Annotated in this window: 23 protein-coding genes; 18 read left to right on the top strand and 5 right to left on the bottom strand. The window is 68.3% G+C overall.

Annotated elements, in window-relative coordinates; translation table 11 throughout:
* The first annotated feature begins 20 nt into the window (after positions 1-20).
* The 9 genes from V5F78_RS12760 to V5F78_RS12720 all read left to right on the top strand — a co-directional run bounded on the left by V5F78_RS12760 (position 21) and on the right by V5F78_RS12720 (position 6,333).
* Positions 21-344: a spike base protein, RCAP_Rcc01079 family gene (locus tag V5F78_RS12760; protein WP_394070942.1), complete on the top strand. Its 324-nt coding sequence runs from the start codon at positions 21-23 to the stop codon at positions 342-344.
* Positions 345-355: 11 nt separating this feature from the next.
* On the top strand, positions 356-1,702 hold the full coding sequence (locus tag V5F78_RS12755) for a hypothetical protein (RefSeq protein ID WP_394070941.1): 1,347 nt from the start codon (positions 356-358) through the stop codon (positions 1,700-1,702).
* The gene (locus tag V5F78_RS12750) at positions 1,699-1,935 is read left to right on the top strand and encodes a hypothetical protein (RefSeq protein WP_394070940.1); all 237 of its coding nucleotides are present in this window, start codon (positions 1,699-1,701) and stop codon (positions 1,933-1,935) included. The genes V5F78_RS12755 and V5F78_RS12750 overlap by 4 nt, the downstream gene beginning before the upstream one ends.
* Positions 1,936-2,250: 315 nt before the next feature.
* A complete protein-coding gene (locus V5F78_RS12745; RefSeq protein WP_394070939.1) occupies positions 2,251-3,132 on the top strand; it encodes a glycoside hydrolase family 108 protein in 882 nt (293 codons plus the stop codon).
* The gene (locus V5F78_RS12740; RefSeq protein ID WP_394070938.1) at positions 3,129-3,437 is read left to right on the top strand and encodes a hypothetical protein; all 309 of its coding nucleotides are present in this window, start codon (positions 3,129-3,131) and stop codon (positions 3,435-3,437) included. The genes V5F78_RS12745 and V5F78_RS12740 overlap by 4 nt, the downstream gene beginning before the upstream one ends.
* Positions 3,409-3,552, top strand: a complete 144-nt coding sequence (locus tag V5F78_RS12735) for a hypothetical protein (protein ID WP_394070937.1) — start codon at positions 3,409-3,411, stop codon at positions 3,550-3,552. Before V5F78_RS12740 ends, V5F78_RS12735 begins: the two co-directional genes overlap by 29 nt.
* 76 nt (positions 3,553-3,628) lie before the next feature.
* Entirely contained in the window at positions 3,629-4,300 is a 672-nt protein-coding gene (locus V5F78_RS12730; RefSeq protein WP_394071141.1) for a response regulator transcription factor, read from the top strand.
* Between the two features lie 18 nt (positions 4,301-4,318).
* Positions 4,319-5,734: an ATP-binding protein gene (locus V5F78_RS12725; protein ID WP_394070936.1), complete on the top strand. Its 1,416-nt coding sequence runs from the start codon at positions 4,319-4,321 to the stop codon at positions 5,732-5,734.
* Positions 5,735-5,880: 146 nt separating this feature from the next.
* Positions 5,881-6,333, top strand: coding sequence for a hypothetical protein (locus V5F78_RS12720; RefSeq protein WP_394070935.1), 453 nt, complete (start codon positions 5,881-5,883; stop codon positions 6,331-6,333).
* Between the two features lie 10 nt (positions 6,334-6,343).
* Here the strand turns inward: V5F78_RS12720 and V5F78_RS12715 are convergent, their stop codons facing one another.
* On the bottom strand, positions 6,344-6,766 hold the full coding sequence (locus V5F78_RS12715) for a YidB family protein (RefSeq protein ID WP_394070934.1): 423 nt from the start codon (positions 6,764-6,766) through the stop codon (positions 6,344-6,346).
* A gap of 161 nt (positions 6,767-6,927) precedes the next feature.
* Between V5F78_RS12715 and ccmI the strand changes: the two genes are divergently transcribed.
* The 8 genes from ccmI (at position 6,928) to V5F78_RS12675 (ending at position 18,380) form a co-directional block, all read left to right on the top strand.
* Positions 6,928-8,169, top strand: a complete 1,242-nt coding sequence (ccmI, locus tag V5F78_RS12710; RefSeq protein ID WP_394070933.1) for a c-type cytochrome biogenesis protein CcmI — start codon at positions 6,928-6,930, stop codon at positions 8,167-8,169.
* An 81-nt stretch (positions 8,170-8,250) separates the two neighbouring features.
* Positions 8,251-8,730, top strand: coding sequence for a cytochrome c maturation protein CcmE (gene ccmE, locus V5F78_RS12705; RefSeq protein WP_394070932.1), 480 nt, complete (start codon positions 8,251-8,253; stop codon positions 8,728-8,730).
* A complete protein-coding gene (locus V5F78_RS12700; protein WP_394070931.1) occupies positions 8,727-10,730 on the top strand; it encodes a heme lyase CcmF/NrfE family subunit in 2,004 nt (667 codons plus the stop codon). The genes ccmE and V5F78_RS12700 overlap by 4 nt, the downstream gene beginning before the upstream one ends.
* 4 nt (positions 10,731-10,734) lie before the next feature.
* Complete coding sequence (locus V5F78_RS12695; protein WP_394070930.1) at positions 10,735-11,238, top strand: cytochrome c-type biogenesis protein; 504 nt, start codon at positions 10,735-10,737, stop codon at positions 11,236-11,238.
* 214 nt (positions 11,239-11,452) lie between these two features.
* Positions 11,453-13,015 carry a Do family serine endopeptidase gene (locus V5F78_RS12690; RefSeq protein WP_394070929.1) on the top strand — a complete coding sequence of 521 codons (1,563 nt, stop codon included), beginning with the start codon at positions 11,453-11,455 and terminating at the stop codon, positions 13,013-13,015.
* Positions 13,016-13,210: 195 nt separating this feature from the next.
* A complete protein-coding gene (locus tag V5F78_RS12685; RefSeq protein ID WP_394070928.1) occupies positions 13,211-13,927 on the top strand; it encodes a response regulator transcription factor in 717 nt (238 codons plus the stop codon).
* A 42-nt stretch (positions 13,928-13,969) separates the two neighbouring features.
* Entirely contained in the window at positions 13,970-15,364 is a 1,395-nt protein-coding gene (locus tag V5F78_RS12680; RefSeq protein ID WP_394070927.1) for an ATP-binding protein, read from the top strand.
* A 43-nt stretch (positions 15,365-15,407) separates the two neighbouring features.
* Positions 15,408-18,380 (top strand): bifunctional [glutamine synthetase] adenylyltransferase/[glutamine synthetase]-adenylyl-L-tyrosine phosphorylase, encoded by a 2,973-nt coding sequence (locus V5F78_RS12675; RefSeq protein ID WP_394070926.1) that lies wholly within the window; start codon positions 15,408-15,410, stop codon positions 18,378-18,380.
* A gap of 27 nt (positions 18,381-18,407) precedes the next feature.
* Here V5F78_RS12675 and V5F78_RS12670 read toward each other — a convergent pair whose 3' ends face one another.
* The 4 genes from V5F78_RS12670 to pepN all read right to left on the bottom strand — a co-directional run bounded on the left by V5F78_RS12670 (position 18,408) and on the right by pepN (position 25,040).
* Positions 18,408-20,723, bottom strand: a complete 2,316-nt coding sequence (locus V5F78_RS12670) for a sensor histidine kinase (protein WP_394070925.1) — start codon at positions 20,721-20,723, stop codon at positions 18,408-18,410.
* 216 nt (positions 20,724-20,939) lie between these two features.
* Entirely contained in the window at positions 20,940-21,902 is a 963-nt protein-coding gene (locus V5F78_RS12665) for a LysR family transcriptional regulator (protein ID WP_394070924.1), read from the bottom strand.
* A gap of 89 nt (positions 21,903-21,991) precedes the next feature.
* Entirely contained in the window at positions 21,992-22,276 is a 285-nt protein-coding gene (locus V5F78_RS12660; RefSeq protein WP_394070923.1) for a hypothetical protein, read from the bottom strand.
* 130 nt (positions 22,277-22,406) lie between these two features.
* A complete protein-coding gene (pepN, locus tag V5F78_RS12655; RefSeq protein WP_394070922.1) occupies positions 22,407-25,040 on the bottom strand; it encodes an aminopeptidase N in 2,634 nt (877 codons plus the stop codon).
* 242 nt (positions 25,041-25,282) lie between these two features.
* On the opposite strand from pepN, the gene V5F78_RS12650 reads away from it, so the two are divergent.
* On the top strand, positions 25,283-26,488 hold the full coding sequence (locus V5F78_RS12650; RefSeq protein ID WP_394070921.1) for an acyltransferase family protein: 1,206 nt from the start codon (positions 25,283-25,285) through the stop codon (positions 26,486-26,488).
* Positions 26,489-26,552 lie beyond the last annotated feature (64 nt).

Raw genomic sequence — 26,552 nt, 5'->3', positions numbered from 1 at the left:
CAAATGGAAAGAACTCCGCCATGGCTTATGATTCCACCCGCGATCCCTTGCGCGGCCATGCCGCCTCGGCCTCCTCTCCGGCGCGCACGGTGCGCGTGCTGGCGCCATCCGACACCCTCGATCTCGATCCTTATGCCAAGAGCCTGTGGCTTTATGTGCCGCCCGACGTGGCGGGGGGTGTCGCCAGCGTGCGCGTCACGGCGGCAGGCGCCACGAACGATGCCGACACCGTGGACTTCCGCGCCCTGAGCGGCCTCCAGCCGCTGCCGCCGGTGCAGATCCGCCGGGTGTGGAGCACCGGCACCACGGCCGGCGTCATCCTCTATGCGCTGGCGGACCGGTGATGCGGCTCGGCTTGTCGCTCCCCAGCGCCGCGCTCTATCGCCAGCGCGGCCAACCCCCGGCGCCGGAGACCGCAAGTCTGCTGACGCGCATGAGCGTTCCGCCTTCCCCGGCGCGGCGCACCCAGATCGACATGCTGGTGAAGAGCCTGCTCGCCGCCGGCCTCTGGACCAAGCTCGACGCCCTCTATCTGCTCGCCGCCCATGACGCGCAGGCGGCCCGGCTGAACCTTATTCCCTGGACCGGTACGGTCACCAATCTCATGCCCAACAGCACCATGCAGGGGGCCGTGGTGGGCGGCGCGTTCCCGACAGGCTGGGCTCAGATTGCCACGTCCAATGGGATCACACGGTCTGTGGTGGGGCTCGGCACCATCAATGGCCTGCCTTACGTGGATATGCGCTGGGCCGGCACTGCGACCAGCACCTACGTCGACATGGCAATGTCCCCGACCATCGCGGCGGCAACGGGTGAGCGGTATACGACGTCCGTGATGCTCGCCCTGGTGGGTGGGTCCCTGGCCGGCCTGACGGGCCTGAACATTGTCACCTATGCGTCTCCCGGTAACAGCGACAATGCAACGAGCGGCGTCATCGCGACCCTCGCCGGGGCGCTCCAGCGCTTCGCGGTGACACGGCTACTGACCTTGGGCGGAACCACCGGCTTATCGCCACGCCTCGCCCTGGCGCCGAGCGTGGGCGCCACCATCGACATCACCTTGCGCATCGCGGCCCCGCAGCTCGTGCGGATGGACGTGCCGGGTAATTTCATCCCCACCAGCGGGGCGGCGGCCTCCCAGATGCAGAGCCTCGCCCGCTTCGACCTCAGCGCGGTCAACTCGCCCGCGTTCACCGTCGATCGCGGCTACAGCGGCAACGGGACCACCAGCTATCTGGACGCGAACGCCAATCCGAGCGTCGATTTTAGCAAGGCATCGCTGAATTCGGCGACCTATGGCGCCTGGGTCTCCAGCGAGACCACCAGCCCCAACTCTGTTCTTGGTGCAACAGTGTCCAGCATCCCCGTCGTGCCGCGCTCCGACACCAACACGACCTACTGTCGGGTGCACAGCAATGTCTCGCTGACAGTGCCCGGCGCCACGACGGCCCTCGGGCTGACGGCGGGCAACCGCAGCGCCGCGAACGCCCTGCAACTCTACCGCAACGGCGTGTCCATCGGAGCGAGCACCGCAGCCTCTTCGGCCATGACGACGGAGCTGTGGGTGGGGCGCAATGTTGGCACCTATTATCCGGGGCAGGTCTCGGCGGCATTCGCAGGCGGGACCTTGAGCGAGGACGAACACCTCGCGCTTTATTCGGCGTTGCGGACCTACCTCATGGCCCTGGGAGCCGCATCATGAGCGACATCTATCTTCTTCTCACAGCCGGTCTGGCGGAAGGGGTCCGCGGCCCGACGGCTCCGGGCGCCGCGCTGGAGCCGGTGCCGCTGGCGGATGGCGTGACATGGGTTCTGCCCGCGAGCGTGCTCGATGATCCGGCTCATGCGGTGCGTCGGCCCCAGCTTGCGGCGTGCGCCATGAGACTCGTGCCGCCGCAGGACTGGCAGGCCCCCGATACGGCCGCTCTGGATTAGTGGCTCAGTAAACGTCCTGCCAGACGTTGCAATAGGGATTTCCGTTGTATTGCGTTGTTTTATAGACGGACGTCCCGGTGAAATAATAACAATCAAGCTCATTGTCGCGAGATAGATAGCTATAGACCAGGCCGATTGAGTTTACTTCAAGATAAAAAGAAAAACTCACGAACATCAGAGTGCAAATCAAAAACATTCGGCCGAGCGTCTGTTCCACGTGACATCCCCATGACTGGCGCAGCGGGTTCCGTGACCGGAATGGTCGCGCGGCGCCAATGATTCCCCGTTCTTAACGAAAAATTATAGGAGCTGTGCATGGTAGCGTCCAGTTTCGACGCCGCTTTGGCGCGCGTGCTCGTCCATGAGGGCGGCTATAGCGATCACCCGGCCGATCCCGGCGGCCCCACGATGCAGGGCGTGATCCAGCGGGTCTATGACGCCTATCGCGCCGCCAAGGGGGCGCCGCGCCGCTCGGTGCGCCTGCTGGAGCGCTCCGAGCTGGTGGAGATCTACCGGCGGCAATATTGGGACGCGGTACGCGCCGACGACCTGCCGCCCGGCATAGATTACGTCGTGTTCGATGGCGCGGTGAATTCCGGCCCCGCCCAATCGCTGAAATGGCTCCAACGCGCGCTCGGGGTTCCGGCCGACGCTGCGATTGGCGCGGTGACGCTCGCGGCGGCGGCCGCCTGTGCGGATCGCGCCGCGCTGGTGGACGCGATCTGCGATCGCCGGCTGGCGATGCTGAAGAGCCTCGCGACCTTCAAGATCTTCGGCGCGGGATGGACCCGGCGCGTGGCCGACGTGCGGCAGGCCGGCCGGGCCTGGGCGCAAGGCGCTGGCGATGCCGCCGTCCTTCGCGTCCCGGTCCTGCCGCTGGATGCAGGACCTGCGGGGGCGAAGGCGCCGGTTTCGAGTGCCGCCCCGCTCCCCGGTCCTCAGGCGGGCGCGAGCGCGGCGGCCGGCGGGCTCGTGGCCTCGGCGCTCGCGGAGGCGGCGCGGCAGGTGGCGCCGCTGGCGAGCGGGTCGCCCTCGCTCTCCCTGGTCTTCACGGGCCTGACCCTGGCGGGGCTGGTGCTCACCTGCGCAGGGATCGGCGCCGTCTGGTGGGCGGACCATGTCCGCACCCGGCAGGCGGGCGTGCTCGATCTCGCCGAGACCGCAGGCGCGAGCGCCGGCATGCGGGCACAGCCATGAGCACGCTCGCGGAATGGCTCACCTATCAGGTGCCGTGGTGGCTGCTCGCGCTCGCCGGCCTTGCGGTGGCGCTCGCGGCCGGCTGGATCCTGGGGCTCCGGGCGGCGCTCGCGGTGGGGATCGCGGGCCTTGTCTTCATCGCCGGGCGCCGCGGCGCCCAGCAGGGTTGGACCGATCGCGAAGCCAAGGGAGAACGCGATGCGCAAAGGGCCATTGATGCGGCGCGCGGCGCGCGTGCTGATGCTGAGCGCGATGCCCGCGATGCTGGGCGGCTGCGTGACGACGACGGGTGGCGGCGAGACTAAGGTGTTCTGCGCCAGCGCGGCACCGATCACCTGGTCCCGCGCGGATACCGACGCCACCATCCGCCAGGCCAAGGCGCACAATGCGGTGGGGGTCGCGCTGTGCGGCTGGCATTGATTCCGCCACATTGATGCGCCTGACATCGCGGCCGCGCTCTGGCATGGTGGAGCGGACACGGGAAATGGGGAACAGCGTGCGCCTGCTGGTGGTCGAAGATGATCCGGATCTCAATCGCCAATTGGTGACGGCCCTGGGCGATGCCGGCTATGCGGTGGACACGGCCTTCGATGGTGAGGAGGGGCGGCATCTCGGAGAGACCGAGCCCTATGACGCCGTGGTCCTGGATATCGGCCTGCCCAAGCTGGACGGTATTTCGGTGCTTGAAGCCTGGCGCCGGGCCCGGCGCACCATGCCGGTGCTGATCCTCACCGCGCGCGATCGCTGGAGCGACAAGGTGCAGGGCTTCGATGCCGGCGCCGACGATTATGTCGCCAAGCCCTTCCACATGGAGGAGGTGCTCGCGCGCATCCGCGCCTTGCTGCGGCGGGCGACGGGCCATGCCACGAGCGAACTGGTGTGCGGCGCGGTGCGGCTCGACACGCGCTCGGGCCGCGTGACGGTGGCGGGCAATGCGATCAAGCTCACCAGCCACGAATATCGCCTGCTGTCGTACCTGATGCACCACACCGGGCGCGTGGTGTCGCGCGCGGAACTGGTGGAGCATCTGTACGACCAGGATTTCGACCGCGATTCCAACACGATCGAGGTATTCGTGGGCCGTCTGCGCAAGAAGATTGATTGCGATCTCATCCAGACGGTGCGCGGCCTCGGCTATCTGCTCGTGGCGCCGGACGCGCCGCGATGAGGCGGAGTGTGCCCGGTGGTGGAAGCCCTGACTGATCCGACGCGCCGGGACCGCGCCAGCGGGTCGCTTGCGTTCCGCCTGTTCCTGTCCGCCGTGGTGGTGACGGCGGCGGTGCTTTTGATCGTCGGCTTCGTGCTGTCCTCGCTCTATCGCGGCAGCACCGAGCGCGCCTTCGACCGCCGGCTCGACATCTATCTGAAGACCATCGTGGCGGAGATCGCGGGGGGGCCAGCCTCGGTCGGCACCGAGCTGCCACCGCCCCAGGTGCTGGGCGACCCCTTGTTCCTGTTCCCGCTCTCCGGCTGGTATTGGCAGGTGGCGCGGGTGGACCGGGGCGGCCAGCGGCTGCTGACCTCGCGCTCGCTGGTGGACACCGTGCTGCCCTCCCTGAGCGGCACCGACCTTTCGGTCGCCCGCGAGGGGCTGCAGGAAGGCTATCTGCCGGGTCCCGAAGGGCAGCGCCTGCGGGTGGTGGAGCGGGTGCTCGATTTGGGGGAGGAGGGGCGCTTCATCATCTCCGTGGCGGGGGATGCCTCGGAGATCGACGAGGAAAGCGCAAGCTTCAATATGGCGCTGTTCGGCACCTTCGGGGTGCTCGGGCTGGCGTTCCTTCTGATCGTGGCCTTCCAGGTGCGCTTCGGCCTGCGCCCGCTCGGGCGTCTGTCGGTGGCGCTGGCCGCGGTGCGCTCGGGGGCCACCGAGCGGCTCGAGGGCAGCTATCCCGAAGAAGTCGCGCCCCTGGTGCGGGAGGTGAATGCGCTGATCGACGCCAACAAGGAAGTGGTCGAGCGCGCACGCACCCATGTGGGCAACCTCGCCCATGCGCTGAAGACGCCGCTTTCGGTGCTGATGAACGAGGCCGGTGGCCGCGATGATCCTCTGGCCGCGCGCGTGCGCGATCAGGCGGGCATGATGAGCGACCAGATTTCCCATCATCTCCAGCGCGCCCGGATGGCCGCCCGCGTCTCGCTTCCGACCACGGCCTGCGATCTGCGGCCGATCCTGGTGGCGCTCGCCCGCACCATGGAGAAGATCCATCGTGAGCGGAACCTGTCCATCGACCTGCGCATCATGGACGACCTGCGGTTTCGCGGGGAGCGGCAGGATGTGGAGGAGATGCTCGGCAATCTCGTGGACAATGCCTGCAAATGGGCCATGAGCCGCGTCGAGGTGGAAATGTTCGCCGAGCTTCCCCACGCGCCGGGCGATCGCGCCTATGTGCGCTTCATCATCGACGACGACGGCCCGGGCCTCACCCCCGCCAAGCGCGCGGAAGTCGGGCGGCGCGGCCGGCGGCTCGACGAGAGCAAGCCCGGCTCGGGCCTGGGACTTTCCATCGTGCAGGAACTGGCCGCGCTCTATGGCGGGCGGCTGGATCTCGGCACCGCGCCCATCGGTGGATTGCGGGTGGAACTGATCCTGCCGGTGATCTAGGCGCGGCGCAGGCCGCGTGGCGCCGCCCGGTGCGGCACCGCCCGCGCTTGCCAAAGTTTTCCATTCGCCTAAATCCTTGAGCTCGGTCGTTGTGCCCGCCCTGCGGCGGTGGCGGCGGGCAGTGGCAGCGGAGAAATGAGGCTTTCATGGGCGTGCGAATGGGGGTGGCGGTCGCCAGGCTGAGTGCCGTCCTGGGAGCCGCCCTGTGGCTCTCTGCCTGCGCGAGCAGCGGCGGGACCGGGGGACCTGCGGCCAGTGCGCTCGCGCTGCCGTCGCTGGATTCCGGCGCGGCGGACACGAGCGGGCCGGGCGGCCTGGTCGGCGGCCCGCTTGGACGCGGCCTCGACGAGCAGGACCGCGCGCGCGCCTATGCTGCCGAGTTGAACGCCCTGGACAATGGCGGCCCCGGTTCGCCGGTGGGCTGGCGCGGCGACAGCGGCGCCTATGGCACGGTGATCGCCGGCCCGGCTTATTCGCGGCCGGGCTATCTCAAGTGCCGCGATTACTCTCATACCATTTACGTGCAGGGCAAACCGCAGGCGGCCCGTGGCATCGCCTGCGTCGCCCGCGAAGGCAGCTGGACCTCCGTTGCGCCCTAGCGCGGTGAGATCAGACCGGCGGCGGGGTTTCCAGCGTGCCGTTCGGGCTGAGCTTGTCGATCAGGCCGGGCAGATATTGCGCCATCAGATTGGGCAGCATGTCGGTGGGCAGGCCGAGCCGGCCGGCCATTTCCGCGAGAACCGGCATGTCGAGCGCATTGGTCAGGTCGGTGGCGCTGACGGGGAGATTCTCCCCATTGGAGAGCCAGGACGTCACCTGCTCGCCGAGGCCGGCAGACCTCAGCTGCTCCAGAAGGCCGTCGAGATTGCCGTAGGGCGTGCTGGCGAGCGCGTTGTTGAGCATCGCCGGCAGGTTCTGCCCGAGGCCGCCGCTGAGGACGGAGTTCAGCAGGCCGCCGAACAGGCCGCCGCCTTGGCCGAGCGCGCCGAGCGAATCGAACAGTCCCATGGTGTTCCCCTGTGTGCGGCCCATGCGGGCAGGAAGGCTGTGCGCCTTTCCCTTACCAGATGCCCGCCCGCGCCGCGACCACCGCCGGGCGTAGAGCGGGCGCTTCGCGCCTGCGGCGCGGCGCCGCCGCGACCGAAAGCATCCTTTGCAGCGTCGCGTTACTCGGCTAACGCCTGGACACGATGATGCCATCTTCCTTGTTCGCAGCCTTCGTCCTCATGACCGCTGTCGCGGTGATGGCGGTGCTGTGGCCGCTCGCCCGCCGACGGGCACTGAAGGATGAGAAAGCGGCGGACCTTGCGGTCTATCGCGACCAATTGACCGAGCTGGAGCGCGACCAGGCCGCCGGCCGGCTTCCCGCCGCGCAGGCCGATGCCGCCCGCATCGAAGTGTCGCGCCGCATGCTCGTGGCCGCCGATGCCGCGCCCGAGCCGGCGCAGGATCCGGTCCGCGCCCGCACCCGCCGGCGCATTGCCGCCGGGCTCGCGCTGGTGGGCGTGCCGCTGGCGGCCATTGGGCTTTATCTGGTGCTCGGCACGCCCGGCCTGCCCGGTGCGCCGCTCGCCGCGCGCCTCGCCGCGCCGCCGGACCGCACCGACGTCGCGATCCTGGTGCGCAAGGTGGAAGACCATCTCGCCGCCAATCCCGCCGACGGGCAGGGCTATGAAATCCTCGCCCCGGTCTATCTGCGGCTTGGCCGCGTGGATGATGCCGTGCGCGCGTATGCCCAGGCCATCCGCTATCTCGGCGACAGCGCGGAGCGGCGCGCGGCGCTGGGCGAGGCGCTGGTGGTGCAGGCCGATGGCATCGTGACCAAGGAGGCCGCCGCCGCCTTCCAGGCCGCGCTCGCGCAAGATCCGACATCGCCCCGCGCCCGCTATTTCCTGGGCCTTGCCGCCGAGCAGGACGGCCGCAAGGACGAAGCCGCGGCGATCTGGACCAAGCTGGCGCAGGATTCGCCGCCGAATGCGCCCTGGCTCGTCCTGGTGCGCGCGGCACTCGGCCGGATCGGGGCAGCGATGCCGCCGCCCCGCTCGGCCGCCGGCCCCTCCGGTTCCGTGATGCGCCGGGACGCGGCGCCGGTCCCCTCGGCCGCGGGCACACCGCCCCTCTCCGCGCCGTCTCTCTCCGCGCCGCCCGGCCCCACTGCGCAGGACGTGGAGGCGGCGGGCCAACTCGATGCCGCCGGTCGCGCGCAGATGATCCAGGGCATGGTGGACCGCCTTCAGCAGCGCCTCGATGCCGACCCGAAGGATCTCGACGGCTGGCTGCGCCTCGTCCGCGCCCGAATGGTGCTGGGCGAGCGCGACAAGGCGGCGGCTGCGCTCACCTCCGCCCGCGCGGCGTTCGCGGGCGATGCGTCCGCGCAGGCGCGCCTTGCAGCCCTTGCCGATGAATTGAAGATCGGGCCGGAGGCGGGCAATTGAGAATGCGCGCGCCCCGCTCCATCTTAGCCGACACATGCGCGAGCCGCCGCCTCAGGCCGTGGGCTCCGGGAGCAGATCGCCGTGACGCGTAAAGGCCGCCGCCTCATCCTCATCGGGTCCGCCTTGGCCGTGCTGGCGCTCGCCGCGGGGCTGATCCTGACCGCGCTCAACGACACCATCGTGTTCTTCCGCTCGCCGAGCGAGATCGCCGAGCACAAGGTTGCGCCCGGCGCGCGGCTGCGGCTGGGCGGGCTGGTGGAAGCCGGCAGCGTGGCCAAGCAGGGCACGGCGGTGCGCTTCACCGTCACCGATGGCAATGCCCAGGTTCCGGTAACCTATACCGGCATCCTGCCGGACCTGTTCCGCGAGGGGCAGGGGGTGGTGGCCGAGGGCGTGGTGCAGACCGATGGCTCCTTCAAGGCCGACACCGTGCTCGCCAAGCATGACGAACGCTACATGCCGCGCGAAGTCGCCGACGCGTTGAAGAAGCAGGGGCATTGGAAGGAAGGCGAGCCCGGCGGCCCGCCGGCGCCGGCGCCCGGGCGGAGCACCGTGCAATGATCGCGGAAATCGGCCAATACGCCCTGATCCTCGCCCTCGCTTTGGCCCTGGTGCAGATGGCGGTGCCCGCCTGGGGCGCGGCCAAGGGCGATCCGGTGCTCATGGGCGTCGCCGCGCCGGTGGCGCTGGCCATGCTGGTGTTCGTGGGCGGCGCCTTCGCCTGCCTGGTGGCGCTCTACGTGACCTCCGATTTCTCGGTCGCCAATGTGGTGGAGAATTCCCACTCGCAGATGCCGCTCGTCTACAAGATCACCAGCACCTGGGGCAATCACGAGGGCTCCATGCTGCTGTGGGCGTTGGTGCTCGCGGTGTTCGGCGCGCTGGTGGCGCTGTTTGGCGGCAATCTGCCGGACCGGCTGAAGGCGAACGTGCTGGCCGTCCAGGCGTCCATCGCCACGGCCTTCCTGCTGTTCATCCTTCTGACCTCGAACCCGTTCCTGCGGGTGCTGTCGCCGCCGGGCGAGGGACGCGACCTCAATCCCGTGCTCCAGGACCCCGGCCTCGCGATCCACCCGCCGCTGCTCTATCTCGGCTATGTCGGGCTCTCCATCGCCTTCGCCTTCGCCATCGCCGCCTTGATCGAGGGGCGCATCGACGCCGCCTGGGCGCGCTGGGTGCGGCCCTGGACGCTGACCGCCTGGATCTTCCTGACGCTGGGCATCGCGATGGGCTCCTATTGGGCCTATTACGAATTGGGCTGGGGCGGCTGGTGGTTCTGGGATCCGGTGGAGAACGCCTCCCTGATGCCGTGGCTCGCCGCCACCGCGCTGCTGCATTCCGCCGTGGTGATGGAGAAGCGCGACGCGCTGAAGGTGTGGACCATCCTTCTCGCCATCCTCGCCTTTTCCCTCTCCCTCATCGGCACCTTCCTGGTGCGGTCCGGGGTGCTGACCTCGGTGCACGCCTTCGCCACCGATCCGCTGCGCGGCGTGTTCATCCTCGCGATCCTGGTGGTCTTCATCGGCGGCAGCCTCGCCTTGTTCGCGCTGCGCGCCGGGGAATTGCGCCAGGGCGGCCTGTTCGCGCCAATCTCGCGCGAAGGCGCGCTGGTGTTCAACAACCTCTTCCTCACCGCCGCCACCGCCTCGGTGTTCGTGGGCACGCTCTACCCCCTCGCGCTCGAGGCGCTGACCGGCGACAAGATCACGGTGGGTCCCCCCTTCTTCAATCTCACCTTCGGCGGGCTGATGCTGCCGCTGGTGTTCGCCATGCCGTTCGGCCCGCTGCTGGCCTGGAAGCGCGGCGACCTGCTGGGGGTCGCCCAGCGGCTGATGCTGGCGGCCGGCTTCGCGGTGGTGGCGGCGGTGGTGACCGCGGCTGCGACGGCGGCGGTCAGCGAGGAGCGTGGGCCGGTCCTAGCGCCGGTCGCCATCGGCCTTGCGGTGTTCATCATCGCCGGGGCGCTGACGGACATTGCCGAGCGCGCCGGCATCGGGCGGGTATCCGCGCGCCTTGCTGTGCGCCGCCTCACCGGCCTGCCGCGCTCCACCTTCGGCACCGCCATCGCCCATCTCGGGGTCGGCATCTGCCTGCTGGGCATCGTGTGCGAGAGCGCCTGGAGCCTGGAGAAGATCGCCGCCGTGCGGGTCGGACAAACGGTGACCATCGGTACCCGCGACCTCACCCTCGCGCGCCTCGAAAATCGCGCCGGGCCCAATTTCACCTCCCGCGTGGCGGTGTTCGAGATCCACAACGGCGGCCGCTCCCAGGGCACGGTGGAGGCCGCCAAGCGCCAGTTCGCCGCGCGCCAGATGGCGACCACCGAATCCGGCATCCGCACCTTCGGCTTCAGCCAGCTCTATGTCTCCATCGGCGAGGAGCATCCGGACGGCGCCCTCTCCATGCGCGCGACCTGGAAGCCGTTCGTGACCCTGATATGGCTCGGCGCGGTGGTGATGGCGCTGGGCGGCCTGCTCTCGCTGGCAGACCGGCGGCTGCGCGTCGGGGCGCCGAAGCCCGCGCGCATGCGGCGCGGCGCCTTTCCGGCGGCTGCGGAATAAGCCCATGCTGCGCCCCCTGTTCGCCCTTCTCCTCCTTGTTCTGCCGCTCGCCCTCGGCGCCGCGCCGGCCCATGCGGTGCAGCCGGACGAGGTGCTGAGCGATCCGGTGCTGGAGGCGCGGGCGCGCGAGCTTTCCAAGGAATTGCGCTGCATGGTCTGCCAGAACCAGTCCATCGACGACAGCGAGGCGCCGCTCGCGAAGGATCTGCGCCTGCTCGTGCGCGACCGGCTGAAAGCCGGCGACAGCAACCAGCAGGTGCTCGATTTCCTGGTGGCGCGCTATGGCGAGTTCGTGCTGATGCGCCCCACCTTCTCCTGGCGCAACGCCTTGCTGTGGGGCGCGCCGCTGCTGGTGTTGGGGGCAGGGGGGCTTGCCGCGTATCTGGCGATCCAGCGCCGCCGCCGCGCCGCGCCGGACACCGTGCCCCTGACCCCGGACGAGGAAGAGCGGGTGCGCCTTATCCTGGCCGAAACCGGCCGCGTGCCGCCCCCGCCGCCGCCCGCCTGACGTGTGGAGTGTGCCAATGCGCCAGGCGCCCGCGGGCGCCCTTCGCCTTCACGTGCCGCGCCGCTGAGGGCGGGCGCATTAAGGAGTCTCACGCAGCCGTGACGCGCCTTAACGATCGGTAATCCTGCCGCCAGCCGGCTGTAAGTTTCCCGGCTCTATGTTCGTTCTCGACCTTGCCCCACGGGGGGCAGACAGAAGAGAGACGAACGATCCCATGACCGGCTTCCCGCGCAAGTCCACCCTCATCCGTCGCCGCCGCTCCGCTCTGCTCGGCGGGGTCTTCGGCCTGGCTGTGACCGGCATCGTTGTCGGCCAGTTCATCCCGCCCTATTCCATGCCGGCGAACGCGCAGATCACCACCAGCCAGCCCGCCGGCACGTTCTCCTTCGCCGATACGGTGGAGAAGGTCTCGCCCGCCGTGGTCTCGGTGAAGGTCAAGAAGGACGTCAACGCCCAGGAAATGGCGATGGGCGAGGATGGCCCCTTCGGCGGCGACGTGCCCCCGCAGATCGAACGCTTCCTGAAGCGCTTCGGCCTCGAAGGGCAGGGCGGCCCGCAGGGCCAGATGCCGATGCGCCCGCGCGCCGATCGCGGCGACAAGGGTGAGCGCCGCGTGGTCGGCCAGGGCTCGGGCTTCATCATCTCCGCCGACGGCTATGTGGTGACCAACAACCATGTGGTGGACGGCGCCAGCGAAGTGGACGTGACCACCACCGACGGCAAGGAATATACCGCCAAGGTGATCGGCGCGGATCCGCGCACCGACGTCGCCCTGCTGAAGATCGAGGGCAAGAGCGACCTGCCCTGGGTGAAGCTGGCCGATGGCGCGCCTCGCGTCGGCGACTGGGTGATCGCGGTCGGCAATCCGTTCGGCCTCGGCGGAACGGTGACGGCGGGCATCGTCTCGGCGCGCGGCCGCGATATCGGCTCGGGCCCCTATGACGACTTCATCCAGATCGACGCGCCGATCAATCGCGGCAATTCCGGCGGCCCGACCTTCAGCCTGAACGGCGAAGTCATCGGCATGAACACCGCCATCGTCTCCCCCTCGGGTGGCAATGTGGGCATCGCCTTCGCCATTCCCTCCGAGACCGTGAAGACGGTGGTGAATCAGCTGCGCGACAGCGGCAAGGTGGCCCGCGGCTATATCGGCGTGCAGATCCAGCCGGTGACCGACGATCTCGCCTCCGGCCTCGGCCTGAGCACGTCGGAAGGCGCGCTGGTGGCGCAGGTGCAGCCCGGCACCCCCGGTGCCAAGGCCGGCCTGAAGAGCGGCGACGTGGTGGCCAAGGTGAACGGCGATACCATCAAGGACGCCCGCGACCTGACCCGCAAGATCGGCATGATGAAGCCCGGCGCCAATGTCGATCTGACGGTGATCCGCGACAACAAGCCGGTCCATGTGGCGGTGACGCTGGAGCAGATCCCCAACGATCAGCAGGCGAGCCTCAAGCAGGACGACGGGGATGAGGCGCCCGGCACCGGCCTGCCGCGCCTCGGCCTCCAGCTCGCCCCGGCCAAGTCGGTCAAGGGCGCTGGCTCGGACGGCGTGGTCGTCACCGACGTGGAGCCGAACGGCCCGGCCGCCCTGCGCGGCATCCGCTCCGGCGACGTGATCCTGGACGTGGGCGGCAAGACCGTCTCCAGCCCGAAGGACGTGCGCGAAGGCCTCGCGGCGGCCAAGGCCGAGAACCGCAAGGCGGTGCTCATGCGGGTGAAGGGCGAACAGGGCGTGCGCTTCGTCGCCATCGCCATCGACGCCAAGGCCAAGGGCTGATCTCGGGACCAGCGTTTGCGGCGGGCTTCGGCCCGCCGTTCCGGAACGGCGCGGGGCCTTGTGTTCCGTCCTCCTGTGCCGGTCCGGCCCCCGCGGCGCGGGAAGCTCAAGTGCTTCCCGCGCCGCGCTTTTGTCCGATACCTCTTCGCGCGGCCGCTTCAGGCCGTTCCCCGGCTCGCTTTCGGCGCTAGGATGATGGACGCGAATCTCGAACAAGGTCTGACCTTCTCCATGCGCCTGCTCCTCATCGAGGACGACCGCGACGCGGCGGACTATCTGCGCAAGGCTTTCCGCGAGGCCGGCCATGTGGTGGACCATGCCGGCGACGGGGAGGAGGGCCTCGCCCTCGCCCTCGACGGCAAGTACGACGTGCTGGTGGTGGACCGCATGTTGCCGCTCAAGGACGGCCTCAGCATCGTCTCCGACCTGCGACGGCGCGGCGATACCACGCCGGCGCTGATTCTCTCGGCGCTCGGACAGGTGGACGACCGGGTGGTGGGCCTGCGTGCCGGGGGCGACGATTACCTGCCCAAGCCCTATGCTTTCACCGAATTGCTGGCGCGGGTGGAAGCGCTCTCCCGGCGCGGCGCGCCGCAGGCGGCGGAAACCATCTACCGGGTCGGCGACCTGGAGCTGGACCGGCTCGCCCATCGCGTCAGCCGGGGCGGCAAGGACATTCCGCTCCAGCCGCGCGAATTTCGCCTGCTGGAATATCTCATGCGCCATGCCGGGCAGGTGGTGACGCGCACCATGCTGCTGGAAAACGTGTGGGATTATCATTTCGATCCGCAGACCAATGTGATCGACGTGCATGTCTCGCGCCTGCGCTCCAAGATCGACAAGGGCTTCGACGTGCCGTTGCTGCACACGGTGCGGGGCGCCGGCTATATGGTCCGGGTCGGGCTGCGCTGATGGCCCTACGCCCTCTCTGCGTCCCACGGCCGGCCTAAATCCATGCGGATGCCCCGCAACATGCTCCAATTGGTGCGCACCACGGCGTTCAAGCTGCTGGCGGCCTATCTGGTCGTGTTCGCGCTCTTCTCGGTCGCCATGATCGCTTATGTGGCCTGGCATACGCGCGCGCTGATCGAGAGCCAGGTGGCGGAGAATGTGGAAGGCGAGGTGCGCTTCCTTGCGGAGCAATATCGCCTGGGTGGCATCCAGCGCCTGGTGATCGTCATCGACCGCCGCACCCGCCGGCCGGGCTCCTCGATCTATCTGCTCACCAATTTCACCGGCGAGGTGATGGCCTCCAACGTGTCCGACCTGCCCATCGGCCTGCTGGACAAGCCGGGCACGCGGATCACGCCCTATCGCCGCTCCGACGAGCCGGGGGCGAAGGAATTTCTCGCCTTCGTACAGGTGTTCCAGCTGCCCGGCGGCTACCGCCTGCTGGTGGGCCGCGACATCGAGGAGCGCGACACCCTGCGCCAATTGGTGGTGCGGCCGGCCCAAGGCGCGCTGGTGCTGATTCTGGTGCTCGGCATCGCCGGGGGCATCTTCGTGACGCGGCGCGTGCTGAAGCGCATCGAATCCATGACCGCGACCTCGGAAACCATCATGTCCGGCGATCTCTCCGGGCGGCTGGCGGTGGACGGGACCGGCGACGAGTTCGACCGCCTCGCCCAGAGCCTGAACACCATGCTGGACCGCATCGAGGGGCTCATGGTCGGCCTCAAGGAGGTCTCCGACAATATCGCCCACGATCTCAAGACGCCGCTCACGCGCCTGCGCAACCGCGCGGAAGAGGCGTTGCGCGGGGCGCACTCGGAGGAGGAATGGCGCGCGGCGCTTGAGACCACCATCGAGGAGAGCGATTCCCTGATGCGCACCTTCGACGCGCTGCTGATGATCGCGCGCGCCGAGGCGGGGCAGGCACGGGACAATATGGTGGACCTCGATCTCGGCGCCATCGCCGAGAATGTCGCCGAGCTCTACGAGCCGCTGGCCGATGAGCAGGGCATGGACCTGCGGGTGGAGGCGCAGCCGGTGACCGTGCATGGCATGCGCGAGCTGCTGGCGCAGGCGCTCGCCAATCTGGTGGACAACGCGCTCAAATACGGCGGCGCCGCCGAAGGCGCGCGCGGCGAGATCTGCGTCAGCCTGCGCCGCGAGGGCGACGAGGCGCTGCTTGAGGTGGGTGACCGCGGCCCGGGCATTGCGCCGCAGGATCGCGAACGCGTGGTGGAGCGTTTCGTCCGGCTGGATACCAGCCGCTCGCGGCCTGGTTCCGGCCTTGGCCTGTCCCTGGTTGCCGCCGTGGCGCGGCTGCACGGCGGCAGTCTGGTCTTCTCCGACAATGCCCCCGGCCTGCGCGCGACCCTTCGTTTGCCCGCGAAAACGCCATAAGGGCTTGCGCTTAGGCATGCCCTCATGCCTTTAAGTGAGGCAAATGTCCGCTTCCTCCGCTTCGCCCCCTATTGCTGCCGCCTCGCTTGCCGCCTTGATGTGGGAAACCCCCGTTCTTTGCGATGCTGAGGCGGCAAAGATCAAGCTCGGCTACGCGCTCGAGAGCTTGGACCTGGCCGACCGCGCGCGCGTCGATGCCATGCTCGCGACGTATCCCCGCGCGCGCGATGCTCTGCTTGGCGTTTCGGAATCCTCACCCTTTCTCCATGATCTCATCCGAACCGATCCCCGGCGCCTCCTGCGGGCATTGGAGGTCGCGCCGGCGGCGCATATCGCCGCCCTGACCGAAACCTGCCGGCAGGCGGTTGCGCATGCCGCCGACGAGGCGCAGGCGATGACCGCGCTGCGCCAGATGCGGGCGGAAGCCGCGCTCACCATCGCCTTGGCCGATATCGGCGGGGCCATGGACCTGGTTCAGGTGACACGCGCGCTCACCGACGTGGCGGACACGGCGCTGAGCGCGGCGCTGGATTTCCTGCTCGCCGAGGCGGTCGCCGCCGGCAAGCTGCTGCCGCCCGATACCGCGCATCCCGCCATGGGCTGCGGCCTTGCGGTGATCGCCATGGGCAAGCATGGCGCGCGCGAGTTGAACTATTCCTCCGACGTGGACCTGATCGTGGTCTATGACCGCGATGTGGCGCCCCTCGCCGAGGGCGTGGAGCCTTCTCCCTTCTTCGTCAAAATCACCCGCGCCCTGGTGCGCATGCTCCAGGAGCGCACCGGCCACGGCTATGTGCTGCGGGTGGACCTGCGCCTGCGGCCGGATCCTGGCTCCACGCAGGTGGCGCTCTCCACCGCCGCCGCGCTGGCCTATTACGAGCGCGAGGGCGCGACCTGGGAGCGCGCCGCTTATATCAAGGCGCGCCCGGTGGCGGGCGACCTCGCGGTGGGCCGCGAATTCCTCTCCGATCTTGCCCCCTTCGTCTGGCGCCGCGTGCTGGACTATCGCGCCATCGCCGACGTGCACGCCATGAAGCGCGAGATCCATGCGTTTCGCGGGCACGACGTGGTGGCGGTGGAAGGCCACAATGTGAAGCTCGGCCGCGGCGGTATCCGCGAGGTGGAATTCTTCGTCCAGACCCAGCAGCTCATCGCCGGCGGCCGCGATCCCAACCTGCGGTCCTCGCGCACGCTGGAGGCGCTCGACGCGCTGGTGCGCGATTTCTGGATTGCCGGCGCGGTGCGCGACGAATTGGCCGAGGCCTATATCTTCCTGCGCCGGGTGGAGCACCGCATCCAGATGGTGGCGGATGCCCAGACCCACACCTTGCCGGAGCAGACCGACGCGCTTGGCGCCTTCGCCCGCTTCATGGGCTATCAGACCCGTGACGCCTTCGCCGCCGCCCTGGTGGAGCGCCTGAAGCGCGTACAGCACCATTACGCCCAATTGTTCGAGGACAGCCCGCCCCCGGCGGTGCTGGACGGGCAATTGCTGTTCCCTCCCGATCATGATGACCGCCAGACGCTGGCGGTGCTCGGCCGCCTCGGCTTCCGCGATCCGCCCGCCGCCAGCACCGTGGTGCGCGGCTGGATGGCGGGGCGCCATCGCGTTCTGCGCAGCGATGTGGCGCGCGGGCAGCTCGCCAGCATCGCGCCGCTGCTGCTGGAGCAATTGTCGCGCGGCGGCGATCCCGACGGGGCGCTGATCGCGGCCGACAATTTCTTTGCCGAACTCTCCGGCGGCCATCTGATGCACGCCTTGCAGCGCCATCCCGATCTGGTGCGGCTGCTCGCCACCATCCTCACGGTCGCGCCGCGCCTCGGCGAGACGCTGGCGCGGCGGCCCTCGCTGCTCGACGCTCTGCTGGACCCGGCCTTCTTCAACAAGCTGCCCGACCAGGCGAGCCTGGAGCAGCATCTGGAAATCCTGCTCGACACCGCCGAGAGCGATGAGGAGCAGCTCGACCGCGCGCGCCGCTTCCGCCAGGAACAGCATGTGCTGATCGGCGTGCGCATCGCCTCCGGCACACTGCCCGCCGCGCGTGCGGGCGAGGCCTATGCGCGCCTCGCCGAAGTCATCATCCGTGCCTTGCATGCGCGCGTCTGGGCGCGGTTCCAGGAGGCGCACGGCACCATTGCCGGGGCCGAGACGGCGGTGCTTTCCATGGGCAAGCTCGGCAGCCGGGAGATGACCGCCGGCTCCGATCTCGACCTCATCGTCCTTTATGATTTCGACCCGGATGCCGACCCCGCGTCCGATGGCCCGCGCCCGCTCCACGGCGCGCAATATTTTGCCCGCTTCACCCAGCGCCTGGTCACCGCCCTCACCAGCCTGACCAACGCCGGTAAGCTCTATGACGTGGACCTGCGCCTGCGGCCGTCAGGACGTTCCGGCCCGGTGGCGACACGGCTGCGCTCGTTCGAGAATTACCAGCGCGACGAAGCCTGGACCTGGGAGCACATGGCGCTGACCCGCGCCCGCGTGATCTCTGCGCATCCGGATTTCTGCCACCGCGTGGAAGGGGTGATCCGCGATGTGCTGGCCCGGCCGCGCGATCCGCGCCGCATCGCCGGCGACATCCTGGACATGCGCGGGGCGATCGCGGCCGAGAAGGGCGAATCCGACCGCTGGAACCTCAAGCATGCCCTCGGCGGGCAGGTGGATGTGGAGTTCCTGGCGCAATATCTGGTGCTGGTGCATGCCGCCGACCACCCGCAGATCGTCGATACGGCGACCGCGCGCATCATCGCCGTGGCGGGCGAACTCCACCTGTTGCCGGCGGAGGACATTCACCTTCTCGCCAACGCCTGCCGGCTCTACCAGGATCTGACGCAGGTGCTGCGGCTCGCCCTCGACACCCATTTCCTGCCGGCGGAAGCGAGCCCGGCCCTGAAAGCGCTGCTGGCGCGGGCTGGAGAAATGCCGGACTTCACCACCCTGGACGCCCATCTGCGCGATACCCAAGATCGTGTGCGGGAGATCTTCACGCGGGTTCTGGAGCAGGCGGCGGCCTGACCACCTCGCTCGGGCGGGGAGGGCGCCTCACACCACCGAGGTGAGGCGCGGCGTCTCGTTGGAATTGGCCGCGCCGCCATCCAGCGGCAGGCGGATGATGACGGTGGTGCCCACCCCTTCCTGCGAGCGGATGCGCATCGCCCCGCCGTGCAGCTCGGTCAGCGACTTGGCGATCGCGAGACCCAGCCCCGACCCCTTGTGGGTCTTGGTGAACTGGCTTTCCACTTGCTCGAACGGCCGGCCCAGCTTGGCGAGGGCGTGCTTGGCGATGCCGATGCCGCTGTCCTCGATGGCGATGACCGCCGCCCCGCCGTTCACCCGCGCCTTGATGGCGATGCGCCCGCCTTCGGGCGTGAACTTCACCGCATTGGAGAGCAGGTTCAGCAGGATCTGCTTGAGCGCCCGCTTATCCGCCCGCACGGCGAGCCCCTCGCCGGCCTCGGCGGTGACGGAGATCTGCTTCTCCTGTCCCTTGAGGGCCATAACGCGCAGGGCGTCAGTGACGATCTCGTCGAGCCGCACATCCTCCAGCTCCAGCTGCATGCGGCCGGCCTCGATCTTCGACATGTCGAGAATGTCGTTGATGACGTCCAGCAGGTAGGTGCCCGAGCCTTTGATGTCGCCGCAATATTCCGCGTACTTTTCCGAGCCGAGCGGGCCGAACATGCCGCTCTCCATGATCTCGGAAAAGCCGATGATGGCGTTGAGCGGCGTGCGCAGCTCGTGGCTCATATTGGCCATGAACTCGCTCTTGGCGCGGTTGGCGTCCTCCGCGCGGTTCTTCTCTTCCGAATATTTCTCCGCAAGCTCCGCCAGCTGCTGGGCCTGAAGCTCAAGGGTCTGCTGGGATTTGCGCAGGTCGGCGACCAGCGCCATCAGGCGCTTCTCATTGTCCATGAGGCGTTCCTCATGGCGCTTGAGCGGGGTGATGTCGGTGCCCACCGAGACGTAGCCGCCGTCCTTCGTGCGACGCTCGGCAATCTTCAGCCAGCGGCCGTTGGAAAGCTGGGCCTCGAAGGCGCGCGAGCCCTCTTCCGGCTTGTCCTCCGGCTTCAGCGGCGTGCGCGTGACGGGGTGGCGGCCGACGGTGGCGATGGTGTCGAACGAGGTGCCGACCTGGATCGCATCGTCCGGCAATTCATGCAGGCTCTGGAACTTGGAATTGCAGAGCACGAGCCGGTTCTGGCTGTCCCACAGCACGAAGGCTTCCGAAATGCTCTCGATTGCGTCGCGCAGGCGGGTGTCGGCGGTCACCGTGCGTTCCGCCATGCGCTGGGCCTCGGTGACATCCATGGCGATGCCGATGAGGTGCGGGCCGTCCTCGCCGCCCTGCTGCACCACTTCGGCGCGCATGCGCAGCCATACGAAGTCGCCGCGCGCGGTGCGCATGCGGAACACCCGGTCCACCGAGGCGCCGGGGCGGTCCGCGAGGTCCTGGGCCAGTTCGTAGAGGTTCACGTCGTCCGGATGCACCAGCTTGGCGATGTCGCCGAACGAGAGCAGGTCATCGCGCCGGTCCAGCCCGAGGATCTCGAACATGGTGTCGGACCAGTACATGCGGCCGCGCGCCATGTCCCAATCCCACATGCCGCAGCGGCCGCGATTGAGCGCGGTGTCGATGCGCACGCGCACGGTGTCGTAGATGTGGTCCGCCTCGCGCGCCCGGCTCGCCTGCCAGTGGAAGGAGAAGCCGAGGATGAGCAGCACCGCGCCGGTGGTGGTGAACAGCGTCACCGTCAGCGTGGTGCTTTCCGACCAGGTGGAGAGCGCCCGCGCCATCGGCTGCATGTAGATGATCTGGCCGAGCGGCGGGTTGAGGTTGCGCACGGTGGCGAGCGCGCTGTCCTCGCCGAACGGAATTTCCAGCACGCCGGCGCGCTCGGCGAAGACCGTGAGCGGCTGGGAGGGATCGAGCACGTCGGCGAGCGTCGCCGCCGCCGGCAGGCCCTGCGGCGCCGAGGCGAGGATGCGGCCCTGGGGATCGGTCACGTAGATGCGGCGGCCGCCCAGCGTCGCGCGGGGCGGAAGGGAATCCAGCAAGGCCTGGCTGACGCGTGCGAGATTGCCGCCCAGGCGCTGGCTCAGCCCTTCGGCGGTCGCGAGCGCGAGGAGGCTGAGGTCATCCTTGGCGTTGTCGATCACGGCTTGACGATGGCTGTGCACTTGCACAGCGGCACCGACGCCGATGACGACCAGGAAGGTGATGATCAGCGCCGGGACGATCCGGCGCAGAAAAGGCTCGGCTTCGAGAAGCCGCTGGTAGGCGGGTCGTGCTACGGATTTTGCCAATCCACCTATGGCATGACCGCGCACACCGACGCTCTCAGCGTTGGCGCGTGCCATCGCCGGCCCCTCCTCCGGTGTCCGGTCTTAGGGCGGCCACGCCCCTCGACCTATCGTCCTCACAAGACTTGGAGGGACGTGCCGCATCTCTCCGAATCGGGGTCGATTGGACTCGAATCGGGGGGGTGTTGTCTAGAGTCCGGGAGAGTCAAGACCGCAAAAATTCACGCACTTCGCGGGTTATTTTCACCGTTGCGGCAAGCGCTGCGGCATCGCTCAAGCTGCGTCGCGGGTGCGCGACTCGCCTTGCTGTGCGACCAGCGCCAGCGGGGGCGATCCAGCCGGGCGGATCCAGCGCGAATAGACCTCAACCATGAAATCCACGAACACGCGCACCTTCAGGTCTTGGGTGGCGCGGGCGGGGAACAGGGCGACCGTCTCAAGCGGTTCGCGGCGCTGCCAGTCGGGCAGAACCAGCTCCAATTCTCCCGCATCCAGACGCCGACGGGCGAGGCAGCGCGACATCATCAGGATGCCGGCTCCGCTCAAGGTCTGCCGCAGGGCCATGATGGGATCATTGGTGACGAGGGCGGGCTGGATCTGCAAATCCATCGGCCCGGCAGGGCCGTCGAGGTCCCAGTGCAGCGGTCCCGGGCGGCTGCGGATCGCGACGAGGTCGTGCAGCCCGAGTTCGCTTGGGTGGGCGGGGCGGCCCTTGCGGTCGAGATAGGACGGGCTCGCCAGCAGGCTCATGGTCTGCGTTCCCAGGGAACGCACATGATAGCTGGAATCGCGCACCGGCCCGGGGCGCACCGCAACGTCATAACCGTGCTCGGCGAGGTCGAGGGGGTGATTGTCCAGGGTCAGGTTGAGCTGCACCTTGGGATAGCGCGCGCGAAATTGAGCAAGCTCCGGCTCCAGGATCAGGATCGCCGGGGCATAGGTGATGAGCACCTTCAGCGGACCTTCCGGCTCCTTGGTGAGCGCCCGGGCGCTGGCTTCGGCGCGGTCCAGCGCCGCGATCGCATCGACGCACTGGTTGTAATAGGCCTGCCCCGCCTCGCTCGGCCAGACCCGCCGCGTGGTGCGATGGAGCAATTGCACCCCGAGCCGGTCTTCGAGGGTCTTCAGCTTGCGGCTGACCGAGGTTGCGGGAAGGCCCATTTGCGCGGCCGCAGCGCTGAAGCTGCCGCGCTCGACCACCCGCAGGAACACTTCAATATCATCGAAGCGCGCCATGGCGATGCTTCCTCTTGAGATGCAAAGGCACGCGGCGCGCATCGCTGCGCGCCGCGTCCTGATCCGGATCGTTTAACCCTATATGGGAATTACTCGCCCGTTCCGCCAACACTGATCTCGGCGGAGTTCGCAGCCGTGGGCTGCGCGGTCCGCGCGGGGAAGATGGCGTTCAGCCGATGGCTGGCGGCCGGAGCCTCCGCATAGCCGAGCGGGGTGAGGGCGAACGATTCGGTGGCGGCCGCCTGATGGGCGGACTCGGCGGCGACCGCATAGGCCTCCTTGTTCTGGGCGGTGACGTATTCGTCGGCGCTGGCGGCGCCGGAAACGGTCAGGGCCGCGCCGATGGCAAGGGCGGCAAGGGTCAGGTTGCGCATGGAAAGTCTCCTGCATTTGAAAAGCCGGCGGGGCCGGCGTGTTGATGCAGGGAACCTAGTCGTTAGCCAGCCACGGGATAATGGGCCAATCGCGCAGCTTATTATCCCGTTTTTGTTGGTAATCTCTGCGTTACCCGAGGGATCTCATCGCAATGTCGGCCACATCTTCGGACAGGCCGGGCGTTTCGGCAACCCGTCGCAGCGCGCGTTCCGCGTGGGCGGCGCGCCCCGCCTCCAACTGCCGCCAGGTCTTGAAGGCAGAGAGCATGCGCGAGGCGACCTGGGGATTGGTGCCGTCCAGACCGAGGACCACTTCCGCGAGGAAATCGTAGCCCGCTCCGTCGGCGCGATTGAACTGGGTGGCATTGCCGGTGACGAACGCGCCGATGAGCGCCCGCACCCGGTTCGGATTCGTCATGGAGAAGAAGGGCATCAGCGACAGGCGCTTCACCCGCTCCAGCGTCCCGGTCTCGGGAATCATGGCTTGCAGGCTCAGCCATTTGTCGATCACCAGCGGGTCATTCTCGAACCGGCGGAAGAAGGCGTCGAGCGCATCGGTGCGCTCGGGCGCATCATGCTGGGACAGCACGGCGAGGGCGGCGAAGCGGTCGGTCATATTGTCCGCCGCCTCGAACTGCGCCTTGGCGCGGGCGAGCGCTTGCGGCGTCGCGGGCACGGTCAGGTAGTCTAGGCTGAGATTGCGCAACGCGCGCCGGCCGGCCGAAGCCGCGTCGGGGGTATAGGGGCCGGGCGTGCCGAGGGTCGCGTAAGCCTCCGCGAACAAATCGCCCAGGCCCTCCGCGAACGCCTTGCGCAGGGCCTTGCGAGCGGCGAAGACGGCATCGGGATTAACGTCGCGCGCCAGTTCACGCGCCACTTCCGCTTCTCCCGGCAACGCCAGGGCTTGCGCCTTGAAGGCCGGATCCAGGGCGGGATCACCCATCAGCAGGCGGGCGGCCTCCACGAGAGCGCCCGGATCCGGCAGGACGCCAGTGCGCGCGCCATCCTTCAGCAGGGCGAAGGCGAGGCCCTGGAGGGCGTCGAACCGGTTAAACGGATCGCTGTCATGGGCCGCCAGGAACACCAGATCCTCGCTGGTGAGGTTGGACGACAGGTTCACGGGCGCCGAGAAGCCACGGTTCAGCGAGGCGACGGGCCGCGTGCCGATGCCGGTGAAGACGAAGCTCTGGCGTGGCGCCGTGACTTCCAGCACGCCGTCCGGCACGGTGGTGCCATCCTCCAGAACCAGCGGCATGTCGCTGCCATTGGGGCCGACGAGGCCGAGCGCCAGCGGGATGACCAGCGGCTTCTTCTCGCTCTGGCCCGGCGTCGGCGGGGTCGATTGGGCGACATCCAGGCGAAACGTACCGGCGCCCGCGTCATAGGCGCCGGTCACCTCAAGCCGGGGCGTGCCGGCCTGGGAATACCAGAGCGCGAAAGCATCGAGATCGCGGCCCGTGGCGTCCGCGAAGCACTTCAGGAAATCCTCGATGGTGGCGGCGTGTCCGTCGTGGCGGGTGAAGTACAGATCCATGCCGGCGCGGAATCCCTCCTCGCCCAGTAGGGTCTTCAGCATCCGCACCACTTCGGCGCCCTTCTCATAGACGGTCGCCGTGTAGAAATTATTGATCTCGCGATACACCTGCGGCCGCACCGGATGGGAGAGGGGGCCGGCATCCTCGGTGAATTGCTGGGCTTTGAGCAGGCGCACGTCGGCGATGCGCTTCACCGGGCGCGAGCGCTGGTCGGAGGAGAATTCCTGGTCGCGGAAGACCGTGAGGCCTTCCTTCAGGCACAGCTGGAACCAGTCGCGGCAGGTGATGCGGTTGCCGCTCCAATTGTGGAAATATTCGTGGGCGATGATCGCCTCGATATTGGCATAGTCGGCGTCGGTGGCGGTCTCGGGCGTCGCCAGCACGTATTTGTCGTTGAAGACGTTGAGCCCCTTATTCTCCATGGCGCCCATGTTGAAGTCCGAAACCGCGACGATGTTGAACACGTCGAGATCATATTCGCGGCCGAATACCTGCTCGTCCCAGCGCATGGAGCGCTTCAGCGCGTCCATGGCATAAGCGGCGCGGTCGGCTTTTCCCGGCTCCACATAGATGCCGAGGTCCACCGGCCGGCCGGAGGCGGTAACAAAATGGCTCGGCACCTTGTCGAGCTTGCCGCCCACCAGGGCGAACAGATAGCTCGGCTTGGGCCAGGGGTCGTGCCAGACGGCATAATGGCGATTGGTGCCGACGATCGGCCCGTTCTTCTCCAGATTTCCGTTGCCGAGCAGGACCGGCGCCTCGTCCTTATCCGCCTCGATGCGGGTGGTGTAGACGGCCAGCACGTCCGAGCGGTCGGGGAAATAGGTGATGCGGCGAAAGCCCTCCGGCTCGCACTGGGTGCAATAATTGGCGCTGGTGCGGAACAGGCCCATGAGCTGGGTGTTGGCGGTGGGGTCCACCAGCGTTTCGATTTCCAGCAACAGGCGATCCGCCGGCGGGGCGGGGATCACCAGCGCCTGGGGTGTCGCCTCATAGGCGCCACCGGCAAGCGGCGTGCCGTTGATCGCCACGCGCACCAGCGTCAGGCCATCGCCGTCCAGCGCGATCGGCGCGTCGGACGTGCCAGCGGGATTGCGGCGCAAGGCAAGGCGCGAGACCACACGAGTCGCGGTCGGATGCAGCGAGATATCGAGATCGACGGTATCCACCAGCCATTCGGGCGGGCGGTAATCGGCCAGGCGCACGGGTTGGGGCTCGGCTTCACGCATCGATCACTCCGGAACAAGCAACGGTCTTGGCGCTTGCGGCGCGCGGGAAGACTAGGCCGTCGCAATGAGCGGGGGAAGGGGGCGGTCTCAGGGGCGAAACCGCGCGGGTTCCCGCTTTGGCAAAGCCCAAGATAGAAATATTCAAAAACATAGGGTCATGAAGTATCCGCATTTCAGCCAAGGCTTCTCCGCATGGGAACCTTACGCCGACCTCCGGCTTTTCAGCACCGGAGGAATGTTTCATGGTTCGCTTCAAAGCCCTGGATGCTTGGCGCGGGATCTGCGCGCTGCTGGTGGTCCTTTTCCATTTCTGCTTCGTGTTCCGTTCGCCCCTGCTTGGGGCGCCGATTGTTTCAAATGCATTTTTGTTCGTGGACTTTTTCTTTGTCCTCAGCGGGTTCGTGGTGTGCCACGCCTATCGCGACCGGCTGGGGGATGCGCCATCCTGGCGCGCGTTCGTGGTGCGCCGGTTCGGGCGGCTTTGGCCGCTGCATGCGGCCATGCTCGCGCTGTTCATCGGCTTCATCGCGCTGGTGAATCTGGTGCCCCACCCCGATCGCTTCGCCTTCACCCTCGGGCCGAGCGAATATTCCGCCATCGCCATTCCCATCCACCTGCTGCTACTGAACGCGGTGGATCTGCACGGCATGGCCTGGAACGCCCCGAGCTGGAGCATCGGCGCGGAATTCTACACCTATCTGCTGTTCGGCGCGGTGTGCGTGCTGGCGCTGCGGCGCCTGAGCCTCGCCGCCGCCGCTTTGGTGCTTGCGAGCATTGCGCTCCTGGCCCTGTTTGCCCCGAGCTATATGAATTCGACCGCCGATTTCGGCCTGTTCCGCTGCGTGGCCGGCTTCTTCACGGGCGTCATCGCCTATCGCCTGCACGAGATCTGGGGCCACCGACGCCTGCCCCTGGCGACGGCGTGGGAAGCGGGCATCGTCGCGCTCGTGGCGCTGTTCGTGGTTCGCTCCAGCCATGGGCCGGATGCGGTGCGCGCGCTCAGCTTGGCCGCGCCGCTGGCGTTCGCGGCGGCGGTGCTGGTGTTCGCTCGCGAACAGGGGGCGATCTCGCGCCTGTTGCAAGCCCCGCCGTTCGCCGCGCTCGGGCGCTGGTCCTATTCCATCTATATGAGCCACCAATTGGTGCTGATGGCGGCGGCATTCCTGGCCTGGAGCCTGGCGCGCGCGGCTGGCGTCGCACTGGAGCACGAGGTGATGGTGGAGGGGCACGCCAAGACGCTCTACGACCTCGGCGGCGTGTGGCAGAGCCATGCGGCGCTGGCGAGCGTGCTCGTGGTGGTGCTGGCGCTCTCGGCGCTCACCTATTCCCGCATCGAGGAACCGGCGCGCTTGGCCTTCAATGCGATCGCCAAGCGCATGGAGCGCGGGGAAGCGGTGCGCCGCGCGTTCGCCCAGGTGCGGGCGCGGCGGGTCTCTAACATGACATAAGCCCACATGAGTGGCTTGAAGCTGGCGCGGCCGGCGGGTGCTTCCCGCCGGCCGCGCCTTTTTG

Origin of the sequence: Roseixanthobacter glucoisosaccharinicivorans (genome assembly GCF_043195095.2) — a bacterium.
Classification (GTDB): Bacteria; Pseudomonadota; Alphaproteobacteria; order Rhizobiales; family Xanthobacteraceae; genus NCEH01.
The sequence above is the reverse complement of the archived record's forward strand: the minus strand, read 5'-3'. Positions and strand labels throughout refer to the sequence as shown.

Coding starts and splice junctions, on each gene's coding strand:
- V5F78_RS12750 (WP_394070940.1), top strand. CDS start 1,699: ATGAGCGACATCTATCTTCTTCTCACAGCCGGTCTGGCGGAAGGGGTC.
- V5F78_RS12660 (WP_394070923.1), bottom strand. CDS start 22,276: ATGCGCAACCTGACCCTTGCCGCCCTTGCCATCGGCGCGGCCCTGACC.
- V5F78_RS12680 (WP_394070927.1), top strand. CDS start 13,970: ATGCGGATGCCCCGCAACATGCTCCAATTGGTGCGCACCACGGCGTTC.
- V5F78_RS12745 (WP_394070939.1), top strand. CDS start 2,251: ATGGTAGCGTCCAGTTTCGACGCCGCTTTGGCGCGCGTGCTCGTCCAT.
- pepN (WP_394070922.1), bottom strand. CDS start 25,040: ATGCGTGAAGCCGAGCCCCAACCCGTGCGCCTGGCCGATTACCGCCCG.
- V5F78_RS12685 (WP_394070928.1), top strand. CDS start 13,211: ATGGACGCGAATCTCGAACAAGGTCTGACCTTCTCCATGCGCCTGCTC.
- V5F78_RS12670 (WP_394070925.1), bottom strand. CDS start 20,723: ATGGCACGCGCCAACGCTGAGAGCGTCGGTGTGCGCGGTCATGCCATA.
- V5F78_RS12720 (WP_394070935.1), top strand. CDS start 5,881: ATGGGCGTGCGAATGGGGGTGGCGGTCGCCAGGCTGAGTGCCGTCCTG.
- V5F78_RS12695 (WP_394070930.1), top strand. CDS start 10,735: ATGCTGCGCCCCCTGTTCGCCCTTCTCCTCCTTGTTCTGCCGCTCGCC.
- V5F78_RS12675 (WP_394070926.1), top strand. CDS start 15,408: ATGTCCGCTTCCTCCGCTTCGCCCCCTATTGCTGCCGCCTCGCTTGCC.
- V5F78_RS12700 (WP_394070931.1), top strand. CDS start 8,727: ATGATCGCGGAAATCGGCCAATACGCCCTGATCCTCGCCCTCGCTTTG.
- V5F78_RS12740 (WP_394070938.1), top strand. CDS start 3,129: ATGAGCACGCTCGCGGAATGGCTCACCTATCAGGTGCCGTGGTGGCTG.
- ccmI (WP_394070933.1), top strand. CDS start 6,928: ATGCCATCTTCCTTGTTCGCAGCCTTCGTCCTCATGACCGCTGTCGCG.
- V5F78_RS12690 (WP_394070929.1), top strand. CDS start 11,453: ATGACCGGCTTCCCGCGCAAGTCCACCCTCATCCGTCGCCGCCGCTCC.
- V5F78_RS12760 (WP_394070942.1), top strand. CDS start 21: ATGGCTTATGATTCCACCCGCGATCCCTTGCGCGGCCATGCCGCCTCG.
- V5F78_RS12650 (WP_394070921.1), top strand. CDS start 25,283: ATGGTTCGCTTCAAAGCCCTGGATGCTTGGCGCGGGATCTGCGCGCTG.
- V5F78_RS12665 (WP_394070924.1), bottom strand. CDS start 21,902: ATGGCGCGCTTCGATGATATTGAAGTGTTCCTGCGGGTGGTCGAGCGC.
- V5F78_RS12715 (WP_394070934.1), bottom strand. CDS start 6,766: ATGGGCCGCACACAGGGGAACACCATGGGACTGTTCGATTCGCTCGGC.